Annotated in this window: 15 protein-coding genes; 13 read left to right on the plus strand and 2 right to left on the minus strand. The window is 68.0% G+C overall.

Going from position 1 to position 17,130, the window contains the following annotated elements; all coding sequences use genetic code 11:
* Window positions 1–124 precede the first annotated feature (124 nt).
* Complete coding sequence (locus WS91_RS28955) at window positions 125–2,518, minus strand: penicillin-binding protein 1A (RefSeq protein ID WP_081989679.1); 2,394 nt, start codon at window positions 2,516–2,518, stop codon at window positions 125–127.
* Window positions 2,519–2,756: 238 nt separating this feature from the next.
* Between WS91_RS28955 and pilM the strand changes: the two genes are divergently transcribed.
* The 12 genes from pilM (at window position 2,757) to ugpQ (ending at window position 15,171) form a co-directional block, all read left to right on the plus strand.
* Entirely contained in the window at window positions 2,757–3,704 is a 948-nt protein-coding gene (gene pilM / locus WS91_RS28960) for a pilus assembly protein PilM (RefSeq protein WP_059671507.1), read from the plus strand.
* Entirely contained in the window at window positions 3,701–4,381 is a 681-nt protein-coding gene (locus WS91_RS28965; protein ID WP_059671508.1) for a hypothetical protein, read from the plus strand. The genes pilM and WS91_RS28965 overlap by 4 nt, the downstream gene beginning before the upstream one ends.
* A 62-nt stretch (window positions 4,382–4,443) precedes the next feature.
* Window positions 4,444–5,256, plus strand: a complete 813-nt coding sequence (locus tag WS91_RS28970; protein WP_059671561.1) for a hypothetical protein — start codon at window positions 4,444–4,446, stop codon at window positions 5,254–5,256.
* Window positions 5,253–6,974 carry a type IV pilus secretin PilQ gene (locus WS91_RS28975; protein ID WP_059671509.1) on the plus strand — a complete coding sequence of 574 codons (1,722 nt, stop codon included), beginning with the start codon at window positions 5,253–5,255 and terminating at the stop codon, window positions 6,972–6,974. Before WS91_RS28970 ends, WS91_RS28975 begins: the two co-directional genes overlap by 4 nt.
* An 80-nt stretch (window positions 6,975–7,054) precedes the next feature.
* Entirely contained in the window at window positions 7,055–7,609 is a 555-nt protein-coding gene (locus WS91_RS28980) for a shikimate kinase (RefSeq protein WP_060821402.1), read from the plus strand.
* Window positions 7,606–8,685 (plus strand): 3-dehydroquinate synthase, encoded by a 1,080-nt coding sequence (aroB, locus tag WS91_RS28985; RefSeq protein WP_059671510.1) that lies wholly within the window; start codon window positions 7,606–7,608, stop codon window positions 8,683–8,685. Before WS91_RS28980 ends, aroB begins: the two co-directional genes overlap by 4 nt.
* Before the next feature lie 47 nt (window positions 8,686–8,732).
* Window positions 8,733–9,962 (plus strand): deoxyguanosinetriphosphate triphosphohydrolase, encoded by a 1,230-nt coding sequence (locus WS91_RS28990; RefSeq protein ID WP_059577368.1) that lies wholly within the window; start codon window positions 8,733–8,735, stop codon window positions 9,960–9,962.
* An 84-nt stretch (window positions 9,963–10,046) separates the two neighbouring features.
* Window positions 10,047–11,372 carry a sn-glycerol-3-phosphate ABC transporter substrate-binding protein UgpB gene (gene ugpB / locus WS91_RS28995; protein ID WP_038749692.1) on the plus strand — a complete coding sequence of 442 codons (1,326 nt, stop codon included), beginning with the start codon at window positions 10,047–10,049 and terminating at the stop codon, window positions 11,370–11,372.
* 130 nt (window positions 11,373–11,502) lie between these two features.
* Complete coding sequence (ugpA, locus tag WS91_RS29000; RefSeq protein ID WP_059646844.1) at window positions 11,503–12,387, plus strand: sn-glycerol-3-phosphate ABC transporter permease UgpA; 885 nt, start codon at window positions 11,503–11,505, stop codon at window positions 12,385–12,387.
* Entirely contained in the window at window positions 12,384–13,229 is an 846-nt protein-coding gene (gene ugpE / locus WS91_RS29005) for a sn-glycerol-3-phosphate ABC transporter permease UgpE (RefSeq protein WP_059671511.1), read from the plus strand. The genes ugpA and ugpE overlap by 4 nt, the downstream gene beginning before the upstream one ends.
* Before the next feature lie 25 nt (window positions 13,230–13,254).
* Window positions 13,255–14,340, plus strand: coding sequence for a sn-glycerol-3-phosphate import ATP-binding protein UgpC (locus WS91_RS29010; RefSeq protein ID WP_059577364.1), 1,086 nt, complete (start codon window positions 13,255–13,257; stop codon window positions 14,338–14,340).
* 69 nt (window positions 14,341–14,409) lie between these two features.
* A complete protein-coding gene (ugpQ, locus tag WS91_RS29015) occupies window positions 14,410–15,171 on the plus strand; it encodes a glycerophosphodiester phosphodiesterase (RefSeq protein WP_059671512.1) in 762 nt (253 codons plus the stop codon).
* A gap of 145 nt (window positions 15,172–15,316) precedes the next feature.
* On the opposite strand, the gene WS91_RS29020 is transcribed toward ugpQ, so the two are convergent.
* Entirely contained in the window at window positions 15,317–16,048 is a 732-nt protein-coding gene (locus tag WS91_RS29020; protein ID WP_038749704.1) for an OmpW/AlkL family protein, read from the minus strand.
* Window positions 16,049–16,239: 191 nt separating this feature from the next.
* Between WS91_RS29020 and WS91_RS29025 the strand changes: the two genes are divergently transcribed.
* Window positions 16,240–16,953, plus strand: coding sequence for a transposase (locus WS91_RS29025; protein WP_004196743.1), 714 nt, complete (start codon window positions 16,240–16,242; stop codon window positions 16,951–16,953).
* The last annotated feature ends 177 nt before the right edge of the window (window positions 16,954–17,130 follow it).

Here is a 17,130-nt window from a genome sequence, read left to right on the forward strand (position 1 = left end):
GGCCTACGGGTACCGTGACGAGGAGTACTTCTTCCTCAAGATCCGCGCCGCGTTCCCCGGAATTCCGCGATGAACCAGAAAAAAGCGGCCTGAAGGCCGCTTTTTCCTTTGGGGCGAACGGCGCTCAGTTGCCGCCGCGGAACAGGTTCATGATGTCCTGCTTCTCCTGCTCGTCGACATGCCCGGGCACGACGCTGGCGGAATCGGGCGGTGCGGCCGGCATGTTCACGCCGACCGTCGAGACGAAGCCGTGGCCCGGCGTGAACTGACTGAAATACAGCTCGCCGCCGAGCGTCGCGACGCCGTCGGGCATCGGCATCTTGTATTCCGGCACGTTCTTCAGCGCGGGGCCCATGTAGTCGATCCACACGGGCAGCGCGAGGCCGCCGCCGGTTTCGCGATCGCCGAGGCTGCGCGGGCTGTCGTAGCCCATCCACGCGATCGCCGCGAGCGTGTGCTGATAGCCGCCGAACCACGCGTCGCGCGAATCGTTCGTCGTGCCTGTCTTGCCCGCGAGATCGGTGCGCTTCAGCACGTTCGAGCGCGCGCCCGTGCCGCGCTGCGCGACGCTCTGCAACAGGCTGTTCATCACGTACGCGTTGCGCGGGTCGATCGCGCGCGGCGCATTCTGCTCGGCGACGAGCGGCTGCGCGCGCGCGACCATGTTGCCGCTCGGATCGGTCACTTCGGCGATCAGATACGGATTGATCCGGAAGCCGCCGTTCGCGAACACCGAGAACGCGCCCGCCATCTGCAACGGCGTGACGAGGCCCGCGCCGAGCGCCATCGGCAGATAGGCCGGGTGGCGATCCGCGTCGAAGCCGAAGTGCGTGATGTATTGCTGCGCGTACTTGGGGCCGATGTGGTTCAGGATGCGGATCGACACCAGGTTGCGCGAGCGCTGCAGCGCGACGCGCATCGACATCGGGCCGTCGAAGCCGCCGCCGTAGTTTTTCGGTTCCCACGGCTGGCCGCCCGTTTCGGCGGCACTGAAGTAGAGCGGGCCGTCGTTGATGATCGTTGCGGGGCCGAGCCCCTTGTCGAGCGACGCCGAATAGATGAACGGCTTGAACGACGAGCCCGGCTGCCGCCAGGCCTGCGTCACGTGGTTGAACTTGTTCTTGTTGAAGTCGAAGCCGCCGATCAGCGAGCGGATCGCGCCGTCCTGCGGGACGATCGAAATGAACGCGCCTTCGACCTGCGGCAACTGGCCGATCGCCCACGAGCCGTCGTCGTTCTTGAACACGCGCACGATCGCGCCGGGGCGGATTCGCTTGTTCGGCTGCGCGTTCGCGGACAGCGAGCTCGCGGCGAAGCGGAGGTCGTCGCCGCTCACCGTCGCGTCGCTGCCGTTCGAGAACACGACGCGAATCTGTCGAGGGCTCGCTTCGGTGACGACGGCCGCGATCAGCTCGCCGTTGTCCGGATGGTCGACGAGCGCGTCGTCGATCGCCTGCTCGCGGTCGTCCGCGTTCGCGGGCAGCTCGATGAAGCCCTCCGGCCCGCGATAACCGTGACGACGGTCGTACGTCATCAGGCCCTTGCGCAGCGCGCGGTACGCGAGGGTCTGGTCTGCGGAATCGATCGTCGTGACGACGTTCAGCCCGCGCGTGTATGCCTCGTCCTTGTACTGCGCGTACATCATCTGCCGCACCATTTCCGCGACGTATTCCGCGTGCACGCTGTATTCGCGGCTCGCGCTCTTGATGACGAGCGGCTCGGCGATCGCCTCGTCGTACTGCTCGCGCGTGATGAAGTTCAGCTCGAGCATCCGTTGCAGGATGTATTGCTGCCGGACCTTCGCGCGCTTCGGATTCGCAACCGGGTTGTACGCGGACGGCGCCTTCGGCAGGCCCGCGAGCATCGCGGCCTCGGCGAGCGTCACGTCCTTCAGGTCCTTGTTGAAGTACGCGTGCGCGGCGGCCGCGAAGCCGTATGCGCGCTGCCCCAGATAGATCTGATTCATGTAGACCTCGAGAATCTGATCTTTCGTGAGCGCGCGCTCGATCCGGTAGGCGAGCAGCATCTCGTAGATCTTGCGCGTGTACGTCTTCTCGCTCGACAGGAAGAAATTGCGCGCGACCTGCATCGTGATCGTGCTTGCGCCCTGGGTCGCGTGGCCGTTCGTCAGTGCGACGATGCCGGCGCGGATGATGCCTGTCAGGTCTACGCCGCCGTGTTCGTAGAAGCGTGCGTCCTCGATCGCGAGCACCGCTTTCTTGAGCGAATCGGGCACGTCCTGCAGGCGGACGATGTCGCGGCGCTCCTCGCCGAATTCTCCGATGAGCACGTGATCGGCCGTGTAGATGCGCAGCGGCACCTTCGGGCGGTAGTCGGTCAGCGCGTCGAGCGACGGCATGTTCGGCGACGCGACGACGAGCGCGTAGCCGAGCACGAGCCCGGCGCAGACTGCGAGCGCCACGCACACGCCTGCGACGCCGAGCACGAGCGTCAGCCACAGTGGGCGGCGGCGCGGTTCGGGCGGGGGAGGCGGGGACGTAGGATTCGTAGATTGCATAGGCATACCAGAAAAACAGTCCCGCGATTATAGCCGCCCGGTTTTACCGGACTCCGGAAGGGTTCCGGATGGGAACCGGCGCGCCGCGGCCGGGCGGCGTGCCGATGATTCATCGTAGCGCGCTTGCGGCCCGACGGCGCGCGCGTTGGCCGTTCGGCAGACTCCCGGCGCGCCGGCCGGCTTCGCAAAATGGCTCCGTAACGTGCCTCGACGGGAGGCGCGCTCATGGAGGACTGGGATGCAACAACGTTCGTGGTGGTCGATCGGCCGGCGCTTCGCGGCGGGGATCGACGTGAACCGGCGCGCGGTGCGGATCGCGGTGTTGAGCCGGCGCGCTCGCGGCGGCACGGTGCGGCTCGAGGCGCTCGACGCGGAGCCGTTGCCGGCCGGCGTGTTCGACGAGTCGGCCGACGCCGATTGGACGGCCGTCGCCGCCGCGATGACCGCGGCGTTCGACCGGGCGCCGCAGGTGCGGCGGGCGGGCGTCGCGCAGCGAACGATCGCGGGCGTGATGGCGCTGCCGGACGGCGCATTCTCGACCGCGACGCTCGCGTGGCCGCGCGAAGAAGCCGGGGCGGCCGTCGAGCCTGCCGTGCGTGCGGCGGCCGAGCGGCTCACCGGGCTCGCGCGCGACGCGCTCGCGGTCGACTGGTGCGTCAACGACGCCGCCGCGACGCGCGAGGTGGCGTTCGCGACCGCGGCGCACGTGCATCTCGACGTGCGGATCGAGGCGGCCGCGTCGGCCGGCATCGAACTCGTCGCGATCGACGGCGAGCCGCTCGCCGCATTGCGGGCGATGCGCCATGTTGCCGCGCGCGAGATCGACGAAGGCGAGCCGTATCTCGGTGTCTGGATCGGTGAGAGCGGTGTGCATGGCTGGCTCGTGTCGGCTGGCGCGGTCACCGCGCAGATTCGCTATCCCGCGCCCGAGCACGCGGATCTCGCGGATGCGCTGCGCGAGCTTGCCCGGGCCGGTGCTCCGCGCTGCGCATTCGTCGCCGGCGATCCGGAATGGCTCGGCGGCGCGCGGATCTCGCTTGCCGACGTCGGTGATCTGCTCGGCTGCATCGTGTTGCCGTTCGAATGCGCGGCCTGTGGGCCGCTCGGCGCGGTCGACGACGAGTTTGCACGCTCGCCGGGTTTCGCCGTGGCGTTCGGGCTTGCGTTGCGCGGGGTGTTCGAATGACGCCGAGCACCGCGAGCGGCGCGGTGCCGCGTGATCCGAGGATGCGGCGTGCGTGGCTGGGCGGCTTCAATCTGCTGCCGTACCGGGCGCGCGATGTCCGCCGGGCGCGGCGGCGCGTGCTCGGCGAATTGACGGCTGCGGCATGCGCGGGGCTCGCGGGCGCCGCGCTTTGGCGCGTCGGCCGCACGTTCGAGCGCGCGCGTTTCGATGCGCAGCGTGCGCTGATGGAGCGTCGGCTCGCCGCTTGGGCGCCGCAACTGAAAGAAGCGGAGCAGGCGGCGCGCTTGCGCGACGCCGAGCGCGAACGCGCGGCGCTGGCTGCCGAGCGGGCCGGGCCGCGCGCGCGCACGGTCGAGCTGTTCGATGCGCTTCGGCAACTGCGTTACGGCGGCGTGCGGCTGCGCTCGATCCGCTGCGACGGGCGCGGTGCGTTGCTCGAAGCGAGCGCGCTCGATCCCGCATCGGCCGAACGATGGCTGACGGAGCTCGACGCAGCACGGCGCGGCTGGACGATGGAGGTCGCGGGGCTGCAGGCAGTGAGAACTGCGTGGGGGCGCGATGCGGACGGTGGCCGGTCGCTCTCTTTCTCGGTGCGAATTCGCTGGCCCGGCGTGACGCATGGCCGTGTCGCGAGCGTTGCGGCACGTCTACGGGCGGCGGCACGGGAGGGCGCGTGAGCATGTCGGCTGAACGATCGGCGGCGTGGCTCGCCTGGCGGCGATTGGCCGATTCGCACGTGCTGTCGGGTTTCGCGTGGCGCGCTTCGGCGGGCGCGGCGCTCGCCTGCGGCGTGTTGGCGTGGGGTGTTTACGTCGGCCGAGACGCGGACTGGGGCGGCGTGGAACGAAGCCGGACGGCGCTTGAAGCGGTCGCGTCGCGTGAAGCCCGCGCGCGGCGGCTCCTGGCCGAGCCGTCCGCGCGACCTGCGTCGCCGGCGCGCGCCGGCCGCCTGCCGGGCGAACGGCAGACGCCTGCGGATTTCGCGTTGCGGCTCGCCGGCCATGCGGACGCGAGCGGGCTGCGGGTGCGCAAGCTCGAACGGCTCGAAGGCGCGCGCGCGGGCGAGGGCGAGGGGCGTGACGACAGCGGCGTCTACGCATTTGCGATCAGCGCGGAAGGCGACTTCGGCGCGCTGTGCCGCTTTCTGTCGGGGCTCGCTGCGCTGCCCGCGCTCGCGGTGCCGGTCGCGTCGAGCGTCAAGCGCGACGGCGGCGCCACGATGCTGGACGCAACGCTCGACGTGTGGCCGGCATTGCCGGGCGGTGGCGACGAGCGGCCTGCCGATGCGCGCGAGGCGCGGCTCGCCGATCCTTTTGCCGCGATGCCGATGCTGGCGGCCGAAGACGCAGCCGACGCCGCGCGGCTCGTCGGCGTGATGCGCGATCGGCGCAGCGGGCTTGCGCTATTCGAGCGCGGCGATGCCGCGTGGTCCGTCGCGCCAGGGCAGTTGATCGGCGGCGGGCGTCTCGCCCGGCTTCGCGCCGACGGCGTCACGCTTGCGACGCACGGCGGCGGGCGTCGCGAGATGACGGTAGGCGGAGCGACGGGATGATGCGCGGATTCGCTCTACTTTTGGTGGGGTGTGCGATCGGAGCGGCGGATGCGGCCGCCGCGTCGTTGCCGCCTCTGCCCGCAGGCGGGCCTGTCGGGTGGTCGGCGAGCATGCCGGGTGGTGCTGCCGGCCGTGCGCCGTTGCCGGAGGTTGCCGTGTCGACATGGCGAAACGACTTCGCGAGCACGTCCGCGGCGGCATCGCTGCCGGACATGGGCGGCGAGGGCGAGCCAACGGGCGAATTCGCCGACGATGCGCCGCGGGCCGGCACGTCCGCAGCCGGAGCGGAGGCGCCGGCTGATTCGGCCGCGGCCGGCGTCGCATCGGCAAGCGGACGGGCGCCGGGTTCTGCACGAGCGGCGGACGCCGCGCTGGAAGGGCCGCCCATCCCGCTCTCGCCCGAGCAGCGAATGAGCGACGAGCGCCGTTCGCCGTCGCCGCCGCCGCCGCCGCCGCCGCCGAGCGCCGATGCCGCGACGGTTCCTCACGATGTCGCTGCCGAATCAGACGACGATCGCCCGATTTCCCTCAATCTGCAACAGGCGAGCCTCGCCGCGGTCTTCGACGCGTTCGCGCGATTCACGGGCCTCAATATAGTCGTCAGCGAGCGCGTGCGCGGAACAGTGTCGTTGCGTTTGAACGATGTGCGCTGGCGCAGCGCGTTCGACGCGCTCCTGGATGCGCACGGTCTCGCGATGGCGCGGCGCGGCAGCGTGATATGGATTGCGCCTGTCGCGGAGCTCGCCGAGCGTGAGCGCCTGCGTTTCGATGCGCACGCGCGCGCCGCGGAGCTGGAGCCGCTTTCGAGCCGCAGCTTCGTGCTCCGTTATGCGCGAGCGGCCGATGTGCAGCGCCTGCTTGCCGGCTCGGCCGGGCAGCGGATTTTGTCGAAGCGCGGCTCGGTGCTGGCCGATCCTCGGACGAATCTGCTGTTCGTCACCGATATGTCCGGGCGTCTCGCGCAAATCGCCGATCTGATCGGCCAGCTCGATACGCCGTCGCGACAGGTGTTGATCGAAGCGCGGATCGTCGAGGGCGACCGCGGGTTCTCGCGCAATCTCGGCGCGCGCCTCGCGCTGCGTGCGCCCGACGCGGGCGACCGCGCGACGGGTGTCGTCGCCGGCCGAGGCGGCACGTTGGCCGACCTCACGGCAAGGCCGATCGGCGGATTCGACGCCGCCACTGCCGGCCTCACGCTGTTCGCCGCGCGCGCGAGCCGCCTGCTCGATGTCGAGCTGAGCGCGCTCGAGTCGCAGGGGCGGGGACAGATCGTGTCGAGCCCGCGCGTCGTGACGGCGGACCGGACCAAGGCCGTCGTCGAGCAGGGCGCCGAGCTGCCGTACCAGGCGAAGGTCGGCAACGGCGTGTCGGGCGTTCAGTTCCGGCGTGCGACGCTCAAGCTCGAAGTCGAGCCGCAGATCACGCCCGACGGGCGTGTGATTCTCGATCTTGACGTGGCGAAGGACAGCATCGGCGAGGAGACCGCATCCGGCCCCGCGATTCATACGAAGCACGTGCAGACGCGTGTCGAGGTCGAAAACGGCGGAACCGTGTCGATCGGGGGGATTTTCGAGAGCGACGACCGCGACGATGTGACTCGGGTGCCGCTCTTGGGCAAAATACCGGTGTTGGGCGCGCTTTTCAGGCACCGAGCACAGCGCGCGCAGCGCAGCGAACTCGTCGTCTACATTACGCCGACCGTCGTGATCGGGCCCTGAACCCCATGGGAGCCAGGCTCGACAAGGCAGGCGCTTTGCCAGTAAGCTGCGCGACACACTCATTGAAGCAGAGGACGCCGTTGCAAGCGCGGGACCCACACGTGAACGTAATTTTCGTCGGGCTCATGGGGGCGGGTAAAACCACCGTGGGCCGGGCGGTCGCGCGCCGGCTCGACAGGCCATTCTTTGATTCGGATCACGAGATCGAGGCGCGCACGGGTGCGCGCATACCGGTCATCTTCGAGCTCGAAGGCGAGACGGGCTTTCGCGAGCGCGAGGCGCAGATGATCGCCGAGCTCACGCAGCGCGAGAACATCGTGCTTGCGACGGGCGGCGGCGCGATCCTGCGTGCCGAGAACCGCAAGCTGCTTCGCGAGCGCGGCCTCGTCGTCTATCTGCGCGCGAATCCGCACGACCTCTGGCTGCGCACGCGCAAGGACAAGAACCGCCCGCTGTTGCAAACCGACGATCCGAAAGCCAAGCTCGAAGCGCTGTACGAGGCGCGCGATCCGCTCTATCGCGAATGCGCGCACTTCGTCATCGAAACCGGCCGTCCATCCGTCAACGGGCTCGTCAACATGGTGCTGATGCAGCTCGAGATGGCGGGCATCGTCGCCAAGCCAATACAAGCATGATTACCGTCAACGTCGACCTGGGCGAGCGCGCCTATCCGATTCACATCGGCGCCGATCTGATCGGCCGCACCGAACTCTTCGCGCCGCATATCGCCGGCGCGTCGGTCACGATCGTCACGAACGCGACCGTCGATCCGCTCTATGGCGACAAGTTGCGCGCGGCGCTCGCGCCGCTCGGCAAGCGCGTGTCGACCGTCGTGCTGCCCGACGGCGAGGCGTACAAGAACTGGGAAACCCTCAATCTGATCTTCGACGGCCTGCTCGAGCAGCACGCGGACCGCAAGACGACGCTGATCGCGTTGGGCGGCGGCGTGATCGGCGACATGACGGGCTTCGCGGCCGCGTGTTACATGCGTGGCGTGCCGTTCATCCAGGTGCCGACGACGCTCCTGTCGCAGGTCGATTCGTCGGTCGGCGGCAAGACGGGCATCAATCACCCGCTCGGCAAGAACATGATCGGCGCGTTCTATCAGCCGCAGGCGGTGATCGCCGACATCGGCGCGCTGTCGACGCTGCCCGATCGCGAGCTCGCGGCGGGCGTGGCCGAGATCATCAAGACAGGCGCGATCGCCGACGCGGAATTCTTCGATTGGATCGAAGCGAACGTCGATGCGCTCAATCGGCGCGATCCGGATGCGCTCGCGCACGCGGTCAAGCGCTCGTGCGAGATCAAGGCGAGCGTCGTCGCCGCGGACGAGCGCGAGGGCGGCTTGCGCGCGATCCTCAATTTCGGCCACACGTTCGGGCACGCGATCGAGGCGGGGCTCGGCTACGGCGAGTGGCTGCACGGCGAGGCGGTCGGCTGCGGGATGGTGATGGCGGCCGATCTGTCGGTGCGCACCGGCCATCTCGACGAAGCGTCGCGCGCGCGGCTGCGCAAGGTCGTCGAGGCCGCGCACCTGCCCACGCGCGCGCCCGATCTCGGCGACGCGCGCTACGTCGAGCTGATGCGCGTCGACAAGAAGGCGGAGGCGGGCGCGATCAAGTTCATCCTGCTCTCGCGCTTTGGCGAGACGATCATTACCCAGGCGTCGGACGACGCCATATTCGCGACACTGGCGGCCGCTACCCAGTAACGCGAAGCGGGCCGATCCGGCGCATTTGACGTGGAGGACACGACACGGTGAGCGAAATACCCGGCGGCATCCCGCGCGACACCCGCGACGCGCCGCCCTCGCAAGCGGGCGGCGAGCAGGCGATTCCCGTCGCCGCGCCGACCACCGCCGCGCTCGAAGCACATCTCGCGCCGTATGCGGCGCACGCGTCGCAGTCGCGCGGCCGGCGCCATCCCGAACCGCCGCCCGCCGCGCGCACCGAGTTCCAGCGCGATCGCGACCGCATCGTGCACTCCACCGCGTTCAGGCGCCTCGAATACAAGACGCAAGTGTTCGTGAACCACGAAGGCGACTTGTTCCGCACGCGTCTCACGCATAGTCTCGAAGTCGCGCAGATCGCTCGTTCCGTCGCGCGCAACCTGCGCCTGAATGAAGACCTCGTCGAAGCGATCTCGCTCGCGCACGATCTCGGCCACACGCCGTTCGGCCATGCGGGGCAGGACGCGCTCAACGCGTGCATGCGCGACTACGGCGGCTTCGAGCACAACTTGCAGAGCCTTGCCGTCGTCGACGAGCTCGAAGAGCATTACGGCGCGTTCAACGGCCTGAATCTGTGCTTCGAGACGCGCGAAGGGATTCTCAAGCATTGCTCGCGCGAGAACGCGCGCAGGCTCGGCGAACTCGGCGAGCGATTTCTGCAGGGCCGGCAGCCGTCGCTCGAGGCGCAACTCGCGAACATCGCGGACGAAATCGCTTACAACAATCACGACGTCGACGACGGCCTGCGCTCGGGCCTCATCACGATCGAGCAGCTTGCCGAAGTCGAGCTGTGGCAGGGGCATTACGAAGCCGCGCTCGCCGAGTATCCGCATCTCGAAGGCCGCCGTCTCGTGCACGAGACGGTGCGCCGGATCATCAACACGCTGATCGTCGATCTGATCGACGCGACCACGCGCAATCTCGTGCGGCACGCGCCGTCGTCGCTCGACGACGTGCGCGCGGCGCCGCCCCTCGTCGCGCACGGCGAGCGGATCGCCGCGCAGGCGGCGGCGCTCAAGCGCTTCCTGTTCAAGAACCTGTACCGCCACTATCGCGTGATGCGGATGGCGAGCAAGGCGCAGCGGGTCGTTACCGGCCTCTTCAACGCGTTCACGAGCGACCCGCGCCTGCTGCCGCCCGATTACCAAGCGGCCGACGCCGCGCAGCAACCGCGCCTCGTCGCGCATTACATCGCCGGCATGACCGATCGTTTCGCCCTGAAAGAGTATCAACGCTTGTTTGTCATAGACGAAAACTAGACTGTCCGGCTTGCCGGGTCCGGCGCGGGCGCAGCTGTGGTGCGGCGCGCGTTGTCCGGACTGAGGAGAAAAGGAGAGAGGTCCATGAAATACAAGACGCTGGTTCGTTCGCTCGCGTGCGGGGGCGTGCTTTGGTTCGGCGCGCAGCAGGCGGCGTGCGCCGCCACCGAAATCCAGTTCTGGCATGCGATGGAGGCGGCGCTCGGCGAGCGCGTGAACGAGATCGCCTCGCAGTTCAACGCGTCGCAAAGCGATTACAAGATCGTGCCGGTCTTCAAGGGAACCTACGACCAGGCGCTCGCGGCTGGCATCGCCGCGTACCGCAGCGGCAACGCGCCGGCGATCCTGCAGGTGTACGAAGTGGGCACGGCGACGATGATGCAGGCGAAGAAGGCGGTGCTGCCCGTGTCCGACGTGTTCCGTCAGGCGGGCGTGCCGCTCGACGAGAAGGCGTTCGTGCCGACGATCGCGAGCTACTACAGCGACGCGAAGACGGGGCGCCTCGTGTCGATGCCGTTCAACAGCTCGACGCCCGTGCTGTACTACAACAAGGACGCATTCAAGAAGGCGGGCCTCGATCCGAACCAGCCGCCGAAGACGTGGGCCGACGTGAAGGCCGACGCGGAAAAGCTGAAGAAGGCGGGCTACGCGTGCGGCTACACGACGGGCTGGCAAGGCTGGATTCAGCTCGAGAATTACAGCGCGTGGCACGGCCTGCCGTTCGCGACGCGCAACAACGGCTTCGACGGCGCCGACGCGACGCTCGATTTCAACAAGCCGCAGCAGATCGCGCACATCCAGTTCCTGCAGGACATGGCGAAGGACGGCACGTTCACGTACGTCGGCCGCAAGGACGAGGCGACCGCGAAGTTCTACAGCGGCGACTGCGCGATCATGACGACCTCGTCCGGCGCGCTGGCGACAGTCCACAAGTACGCGAAGTTCGACTTCGGCACCGGGATGATGCCGTACGACGCGAACGTGAAGGGCGCGCCGCAGAACGCGATCATCGGCGGCGCGAGCCTGTGGGTGCTCGCGGGCAAGGACCCGGGCACGTACAAGGGCGTCGCGAAGTTCCTCGCGTATCTAAGCTCGCCCGCCGTCGCCGCGAAGTGGCACGAGGACACGGGCTATCTGCCCGTGACCACGGCCGCGTACGATCTCGCGCGCGAGCAGGGCTTCTACGCGAAGCATCCGGGCGCGGACACGGCCATCAAGCAGATGATGAACAAGCCGCCGCTGCCGTACACGAAGGGGTTGCGGCTCGGCAACATGCCGCAGATCCGCACGATCGTGGACGAGGAGCTCGAACAGGTGTGGGCGCAGAAGAAGACGCCGAAGGCGGCGCTCGATTCGGCCGCCGCGCGCGGCGACGAGTTGCTGCGCCGCTTCGAGAAGTCGGGCGGTTGAGCCTGCGCCGCCGGCGTGCGTCGTCGCCGGCGCGGCCCTTTCGCGCGTGCGGTTTCGCGAGCGAACGGGTTGCGCCGGCGGCCGCGCCCGGCGGCATTCGTCTGACTTCCGTCCGTTCGGAATCCTGCTGATGACACCCCATTCCCGTTTTGGCGCGAGCGCGCTGCCGTACCTGCTCGTCGCGCCGCAGCTCGCGATTACCGCGATCTTTTTCCTCTGGCCGGCGGGCGTCGCGCTCTGGCAGTCGACTCAGATGCAGGACGCGTTCGGCACGTCGAGCGAGTTCGTCGGCTTCGCCAATTTCGCGCACCTGTTCGCCGATCCGCTCTATGTCGAATCGTTCAAGACGACGCTCGTGTTCAGCGCGAGCGTGACCGTCTGCGGGCTCGTCGTGTCGCTCTTGCTCGCCGCGTGCGCCGATCGCGTGATCCGCGGCGCTCGCGCGTACCGCACGCTCCTCATCTGGCCGTACGCGGTCGCGCCGACGATCGCCGCCGTGCTGTGGGCGTTCCTGTTCAACCCGAGCATCGGCGTGATCACGTATGCGCTCGCGCGCGCCGGCATCGTCTGGAATCACGCGCTGAACGGCGGCGAGGCGATGCTGCTCGTCGTGATCGCGTCGGTGTGGAAGCAGGTCAGCTACAACTTCCTGTTCTTCTATGCGGGGCTGCAGGCGATTCCGCGCTCGCTGATCGAGGCGGCCGCGATCGACGGCGCGGGCCCCGTGCGGCGCTTCTTCCACATCGCGCTGCCGCTGCTGTCGCCGACGAGTTTCTTCCTGCTCGTCGTCAATCTCGTCTATGCGTTCTTCGACACGTTCCCGGTGATCGACGCCGCGACCGCGGGCGGCCCGGGCCAGAGCACGAAGACGCTGATCTACAAGATCTACGCGGAAGGCTTCCAGGGGCTCGACATCGGTAGCTCGGGCGCGCAATCGGTGGTGCTGATGGCGATCGTCGTCGCGCTGACGGTGGTCCAGTTCCGCTTCGTCGAACGCAGGGTGCAATACGCATGATCGAAAATCGCAAGGGCTTCGACCTGTTCTGCCATGCGGTGCTGATCGCCGGAATCGTCGTGATCGTGTTTCCGGTATACGTCGGCTTTTGCGCGGCGACGATGAACGCGCGCGAGGTGTTCACGGTGCCGCTCTCGCTCGTGCCGAGCACGCATCTTGTCGAGAACGTCACGGCGATCTGGCAGCGCGGCAGCGGCGGCATGACGACGCCGTTCGGCACGCTGCTCGTCAACAGCATCGTGATGGCGCTCGTGATCGCGGCGGGCAAGATCGCGGTGTCGATCCTGTCCGCGTACGCGATCGTCTATTTCCGCTTTCCGCTGCGCAACGCCGCGTTCTGGCTGATCTTCGTCACGCTGATGCTGCCCGTCGAGGTGCGGATCTTCCCGACCGTGCAGGTGGTGTCGACGCTGCATTTGACGAACAGCTACGCGGGCCTCACGTTGCCCCTCATCGCGTCGGCGACGGCGACCTTCCTGTTCCGGCAGTTCTTCATGACGCTGCCCGACGAGCTCGTCGACGCCGCGCGCATCGACGGCGCGGGGCCGCTGCGCTTCTTCTGGGACGTCGTGCTGCCGCTGTCGAAGACGAGCATCGCCGCGCTGTTCGTGATCACCTTCATCTACGGCTGGAACCAGTATCTGTGGCCGATCCTGATCACGACCGACGCGTCGCTCACGACGGCCGTCGTCGGCATCAAGTCGATGATCGCGAGCGGCGACGCCGCGACCGAATGGCATCTCGTGATGGCGGCGACGCTCGTCGCGATGCTGCCGCCCCTCGTCGTCGTGCTCGCGATGCAGCGCTGGTTCGTGCGCGGTCTCGTCGATTCGGAAAAATGAAACGCAATCTGGAGGATGTCGGAGCATGGCCGCGCTGAGCTTGAAGGGCGTCAGGAAAAGTTACGACGGCGCGCAATACGTGCTGCACGGGATCGACGTCGACATCGCCGACGGCGAGTTCGTCGTGCTCGTCGGGCCGTCGGGTTGCGGGAAATCGACGCTGTTGCGGATGATCGCCGGCCTCGAGACGGTGACGGAGGGCGAGATCGCGATCGGCGGGCGCGTCGTCAACGCGCTCGAGCCGAAGGATCGCGATATCGCGATGGTGTTTCAGAACTACGCGCTGTATCCGCACATGACGGTCGCGCAGAACATGGGCTACGGGCTCAAGATTCGCGGCGTCGAGCGCGCGCTGATCGACGCGCGCGTGCAGGCGGCCGCGCAGATCCTCGAGCTCGGGCCGCTGCTTGCGCGGCGGCCGCGCGAGCTGTCGGGCGGGCAGCGGCAGCGGGTCGCGATGGGGCGGGCGATCGTTCGCGAGCCGGCGGTGTTCCTGTTCGACGAGCCGCTGTCGAACCTCGACGCGAAGCTGCGCGTGCAGATGCGCCTCGAGATCCAGCGGCTGCACGCGCGGCTCGCGACGACGAGCGTCTACGTGACGCACGACCAGATCGAGGCGATGACGCTCGCGCAGCGCGTGATCGTGATGAATCGCGGCTACGCGGAGCAGATCGGCGCGCCCGTCGACGTGTACGAGAAGCCGGCGACGACGTTCGTCGCGAGCTTCATCGGCTCGCCCGCGATGAACCTGCTGCACGGGCGGCTGTCGGAAGACGGCGCGACGTTCGAGGTTGCGGACGGCGGCCCCCGGCTGCCGGTAGCGGGCGCCGCGGGCGTGGGCGGCGAGGTCGCGCCGGGGCGCGAATGGATACTCGGCGTGCGGCCCGAGCACATGACGCCGCAGCCGGGCGCCGCGCCCGCGACGCTCGCGGTCGATTCGTGCGAGCTGCTCGGCGCGGACAATCTCGCGCACGGCCGCTGGGGCGCGCGCGACGTCGCGGTGCGGCTGCCGCACGCGCTGCGTCCGGCGCGCGGCGAGACGCTGCCCGTCGCGTTGCCTGCGCAGCATCTGCATTTCTTCGATCCGGCGACGGGCAAGCGCGCCGGCTGATTCGATCGGCCGAGTTCACAATCCACTGGTCCACTGGTCCACTGGTCCACCGCTTCCGACGAGACTGCGATGACGATCCTGCAAGCCTGGCCTTATCCGCGCGTGGTCGCGCACCGCGGCGGCGGCGCGCTGGCTCCCGAGAACACGCTCGCCGCGCTCGACACGGGCGCGCGCTACGGACACTCGATGGTCGAATTCGACGCGAAGTTGTCGGCGGACGGCGTCGCGTTCCTGCTGCACGACGACACGGTCGAGCGCACGTCGAACGGCGCCGGGGCCGCGTGCGAGCTGCGCTACGCGGCGCTCGAGGCGCTCGACGCGGGCGCGTGGTTCGACGCGCGTTTTTCCGGCGAGCGGATGCCGACGCTCGCGCAGGCGGCAGCACGGTGCGCCGCGCTCGGCCTCATGGCGAACGTCGAGATCAAGCCGAGCCCGGCGCGCGACGAAGAGACGGGCCGCGTCGTCGCGGTGGAGGCGGCCGCGCTGTGGCGCGACGCCGCCGTGCCGCCGCTGCTGTCGTCGTTTTCGGCGCAGGCGCTCGGCGCGGCGCGCGCGGCCGCGCCGGAGCTGCCGCGCGGGATGCTGTACGAGGAGATCCCGGCCGATTGGCTGGAGCAGACGCATCGGCTCGGCTGCGTCTCGCTGCACGCGCATCACGCGCAATTCAACGAGGCGCTCGTGCGCGACGTGAAAGCGGCGGGGTTGCGCATTCTCGCGTACACGGTGAACGATCCCGTGCGGGCGCGCGAACTTGCGGATTGGGGCGTGGATCTCGTCTGCACGGACCGGATCGACCTGATCGGCCCGGGCCTCGCCGGCCGGGAAGGATGAAACCGACGGTTTGCGCGCAACGCGCGAACGAAACTGCTCCGGCGGGGCCCCGCCGGAGCAAGAGGTGATGGCCGCCTCGTAACCTCAAGAAAATTCCGCTACAAATTGCAGCGGAATTAACCATTCCCCAAATATTCGACTACGCTTAGAAACGGTAGCCGATGTTCAGGTAGGTCACGATCGGATTCAGCGTGATCTTCGCTTGCGAGGTCTGCGTGAGCGTGCCGATCGGCGTCGGGCGCTGCGTCGTCAGCGTGGCCGTCAGGCTGACGGGGATGTACGACACCGACAGCCCGCCGAACCAGTGATCGGTGAAGTTGTAAGTGAAGCCTGCATTGAAAACGGGCGCCCACTGATTGCTGGTCTGCACGCTGGTCGGGCCGCCGAGCGCGCCGCGCTCGAATGCGCTGTTGGTGATCTTCGCGCCGGTGAACCAGATGTACGACGCGCCGATGCCGACGTAAGGCCGGAACTTCGCCTTCGCGTCGTTGAAGTAGTACTTGAGGAGGAGCGCCGGGCTCCATTGGTAAGCATGGCCGAGCACGCCGAACTGTTCGAGCGAGCCTTTGCCGTTCAGATTGAACCTTGGCGGGATCCCGGCGACCAATTCAGTGGCGATGTGATCCGTCACGAAGTAGCCGGCGGCGAAGCCGATGGTGTCCGCATTGTCGATGCCCGCGCCCGTGTTGGGCACCTCGTGATTGACCGGCGTGCCGCCGACGTTCATGACCTTGAGCGGATCGCTGCTGTCTTGAGGCGCGAGATGGAACCAGCCGGTCGTGACGTAGAAGCTGCCTGCGGATTGCGCGTGCGCCGTGCTCGCGGCCGCCGCGAAAGCGAGCGCGACGGCCCCCGTAATGGCCATTTTTTGTTTCATCCTTTGTCTCCTCCGATAAAAGGCGTGCTCATTATGACGACGGTGTTTCAAACAGGACAGAGTTGTAAGCTAGAGCGTTTTCCCTAGAATTCGCACGACCGTACGTATTCCCGCACCGCGGCGGGCTTTGGCGCGGACGCACTTATACGAGCCTTCGGGTATTTCCTAACGCGATCAAATGGACATTCAGCATGGCACGGCTAGCACGACTTTACGTACCTGATCAGCCGCAGCACGTGATTCTACGCGGCCTTGATCAGCAACCGGCGTTCGTCGACGACCAGGATTACGAATTATTCATCGATTGCCTGAAGGCGGCGGCGCGCGATCATCATCTGGCGGTGCACGCATACGTGCTGCTGCCGCGCCAGGTCCAGCTCCTCGTGACGCCGAGCGACGAGGCGAGCCTGCCGAAGGCGATGCAGGCCGTCGGCCGTCGCTACGTCGCGCATTTCAACCGGCGCTATTCGCGGCGCGGCACGTTGTGGGAAGGGCGCTATCGCGCGACCGTCATCGAGGGCGAGCGCTACTTCCTGCTCGCGAGCCGCGTCGTCGAGATGAGCCCGGTGCGCGCGCAGCTCGTGACGAGCGCGGACGCGTACCGCTGGTCGAGCTATCGGCATCACGTCGGCCTTACCGTCGACAGCCTGATCACCGACCACCCACTCTACTGGGCGCTCGGCAACACGCCGTTCGAGCGACAGCGCGCGTACAAGGAGCTGTGCGAGCAGCCGCTCGATGAGCGTCAGGCCGATCAGCTCCAGCAGGCGACGTTGAAGGGCTGGGTGCTCGGCGGCGAAACCTACCGCGAATGGGCGGCGCGCACCGCGAACCGGCGCGTGTCGCCGCTGCCGCGCGGACGGCCCCGCAAGGTGCGCGAGAACACGCCGCCCATCCAGCAGTGAGCGCGCGGGCGGCGCGGCGCGAGGCGGCATCCGTGGATGCCGCTCATTTTTGCCCCATTTTTATGCAGCCCCAATAAAATGATGTGATCGTGCACCAAGTTTGTAATTGGGGATCGAACATCGGGATTTAGTTGCTATTCCTTTGATTCGTCGCGTATATTCCGAATTCCGGCAATC

Source organism: Burkholderia sp. MSMB1498 (assembly GCF_001526245.1).
GTDB lineage: Bacteria > Pseudomonadota > Gammaproteobacteria > Burkholderiales > Burkholderiaceae > Burkholderia > Burkholderia savannae.

Excerpts from the sequence above, each read along its gene's own strand:
- WS91_RS28955 (WP_081989679.1), bottom strand. The coding sequence starts at position 2,518 with ATGCAATCTACGAATCCTACGTCCCCGCCTCCCCCGCCCGAACCGCGC.
- pilM (WP_059671507.1), top strand. The coding sequence starts at position 2,757 with ATGCAACAACGTTCGTGGTGGTCGATCGGCCGGCGCTTCGCGGCGGGG.
- WS91_RS28965 (WP_059671508.1), top strand. The coding sequence starts at position 3,701 with ATGACGCCGAGCACCGCGAGCGGCGCGGTGCCGCGTGATCCGAGGATG.
- WS91_RS28975 (WP_059671509.1), top strand. The coding sequence starts at position 5,253 with ATGATGCGCGGATTCGCTCTACTTTTGGTGGGGTGTGCGATCGGAGCG.
- aroB (WP_059671510.1), top strand. The coding sequence starts at position 7,606 with ATGATTACCGTCAACGTCGACCTGGGCGAGCGCGCCTATCCGATTCAC.
- ugpB (WP_038749692.1), top strand. The coding sequence starts at position 10,047 with ATGAAATACAAGACGCTGGTTCGTTCGCTCGCGTGCGGGGGCGTGCTT.
- ugpA (WP_059646844.1), top strand. The coding sequence starts at position 11,503 with ATGACACCCCATTCCCGTTTTGGCGCGAGCGCGCTGCCGTACCTGCTC.
- ugpE (WP_059671511.1), top strand. The coding sequence starts at position 12,384 with ATGATCGAAAATCGCAAGGGCTTCGACCTGTTCTGCCATGCGGTGCTG.
- WS91_RS29010 (WP_059577364.1), top strand. The coding sequence starts at position 13,255 with ATGGCCGCGCTGAGCTTGAAGGGCGTCAGGAAAAGTTACGACGGCGCG.
- ugpQ (WP_059671512.1), top strand. The coding sequence starts at position 14,410 with ATGACGATCCTGCAAGCCTGGCCTTATCCGCGCGTGGTCGCGCACCGC.
- WS91_RS29020 (WP_038749704.1), bottom strand. The coding sequence starts at position 16,048 with ATGAAACAAAAAATGGCCATTACGGGGGCCGTCGCGCTCGCTTTCGCG.
- WS91_RS29025 (WP_004196743.1), top strand. The coding sequence starts at position 16,240 with ATGGCACGGCTAGCACGACTTTACGTACCTGATCAGCCGCAGCACGTG.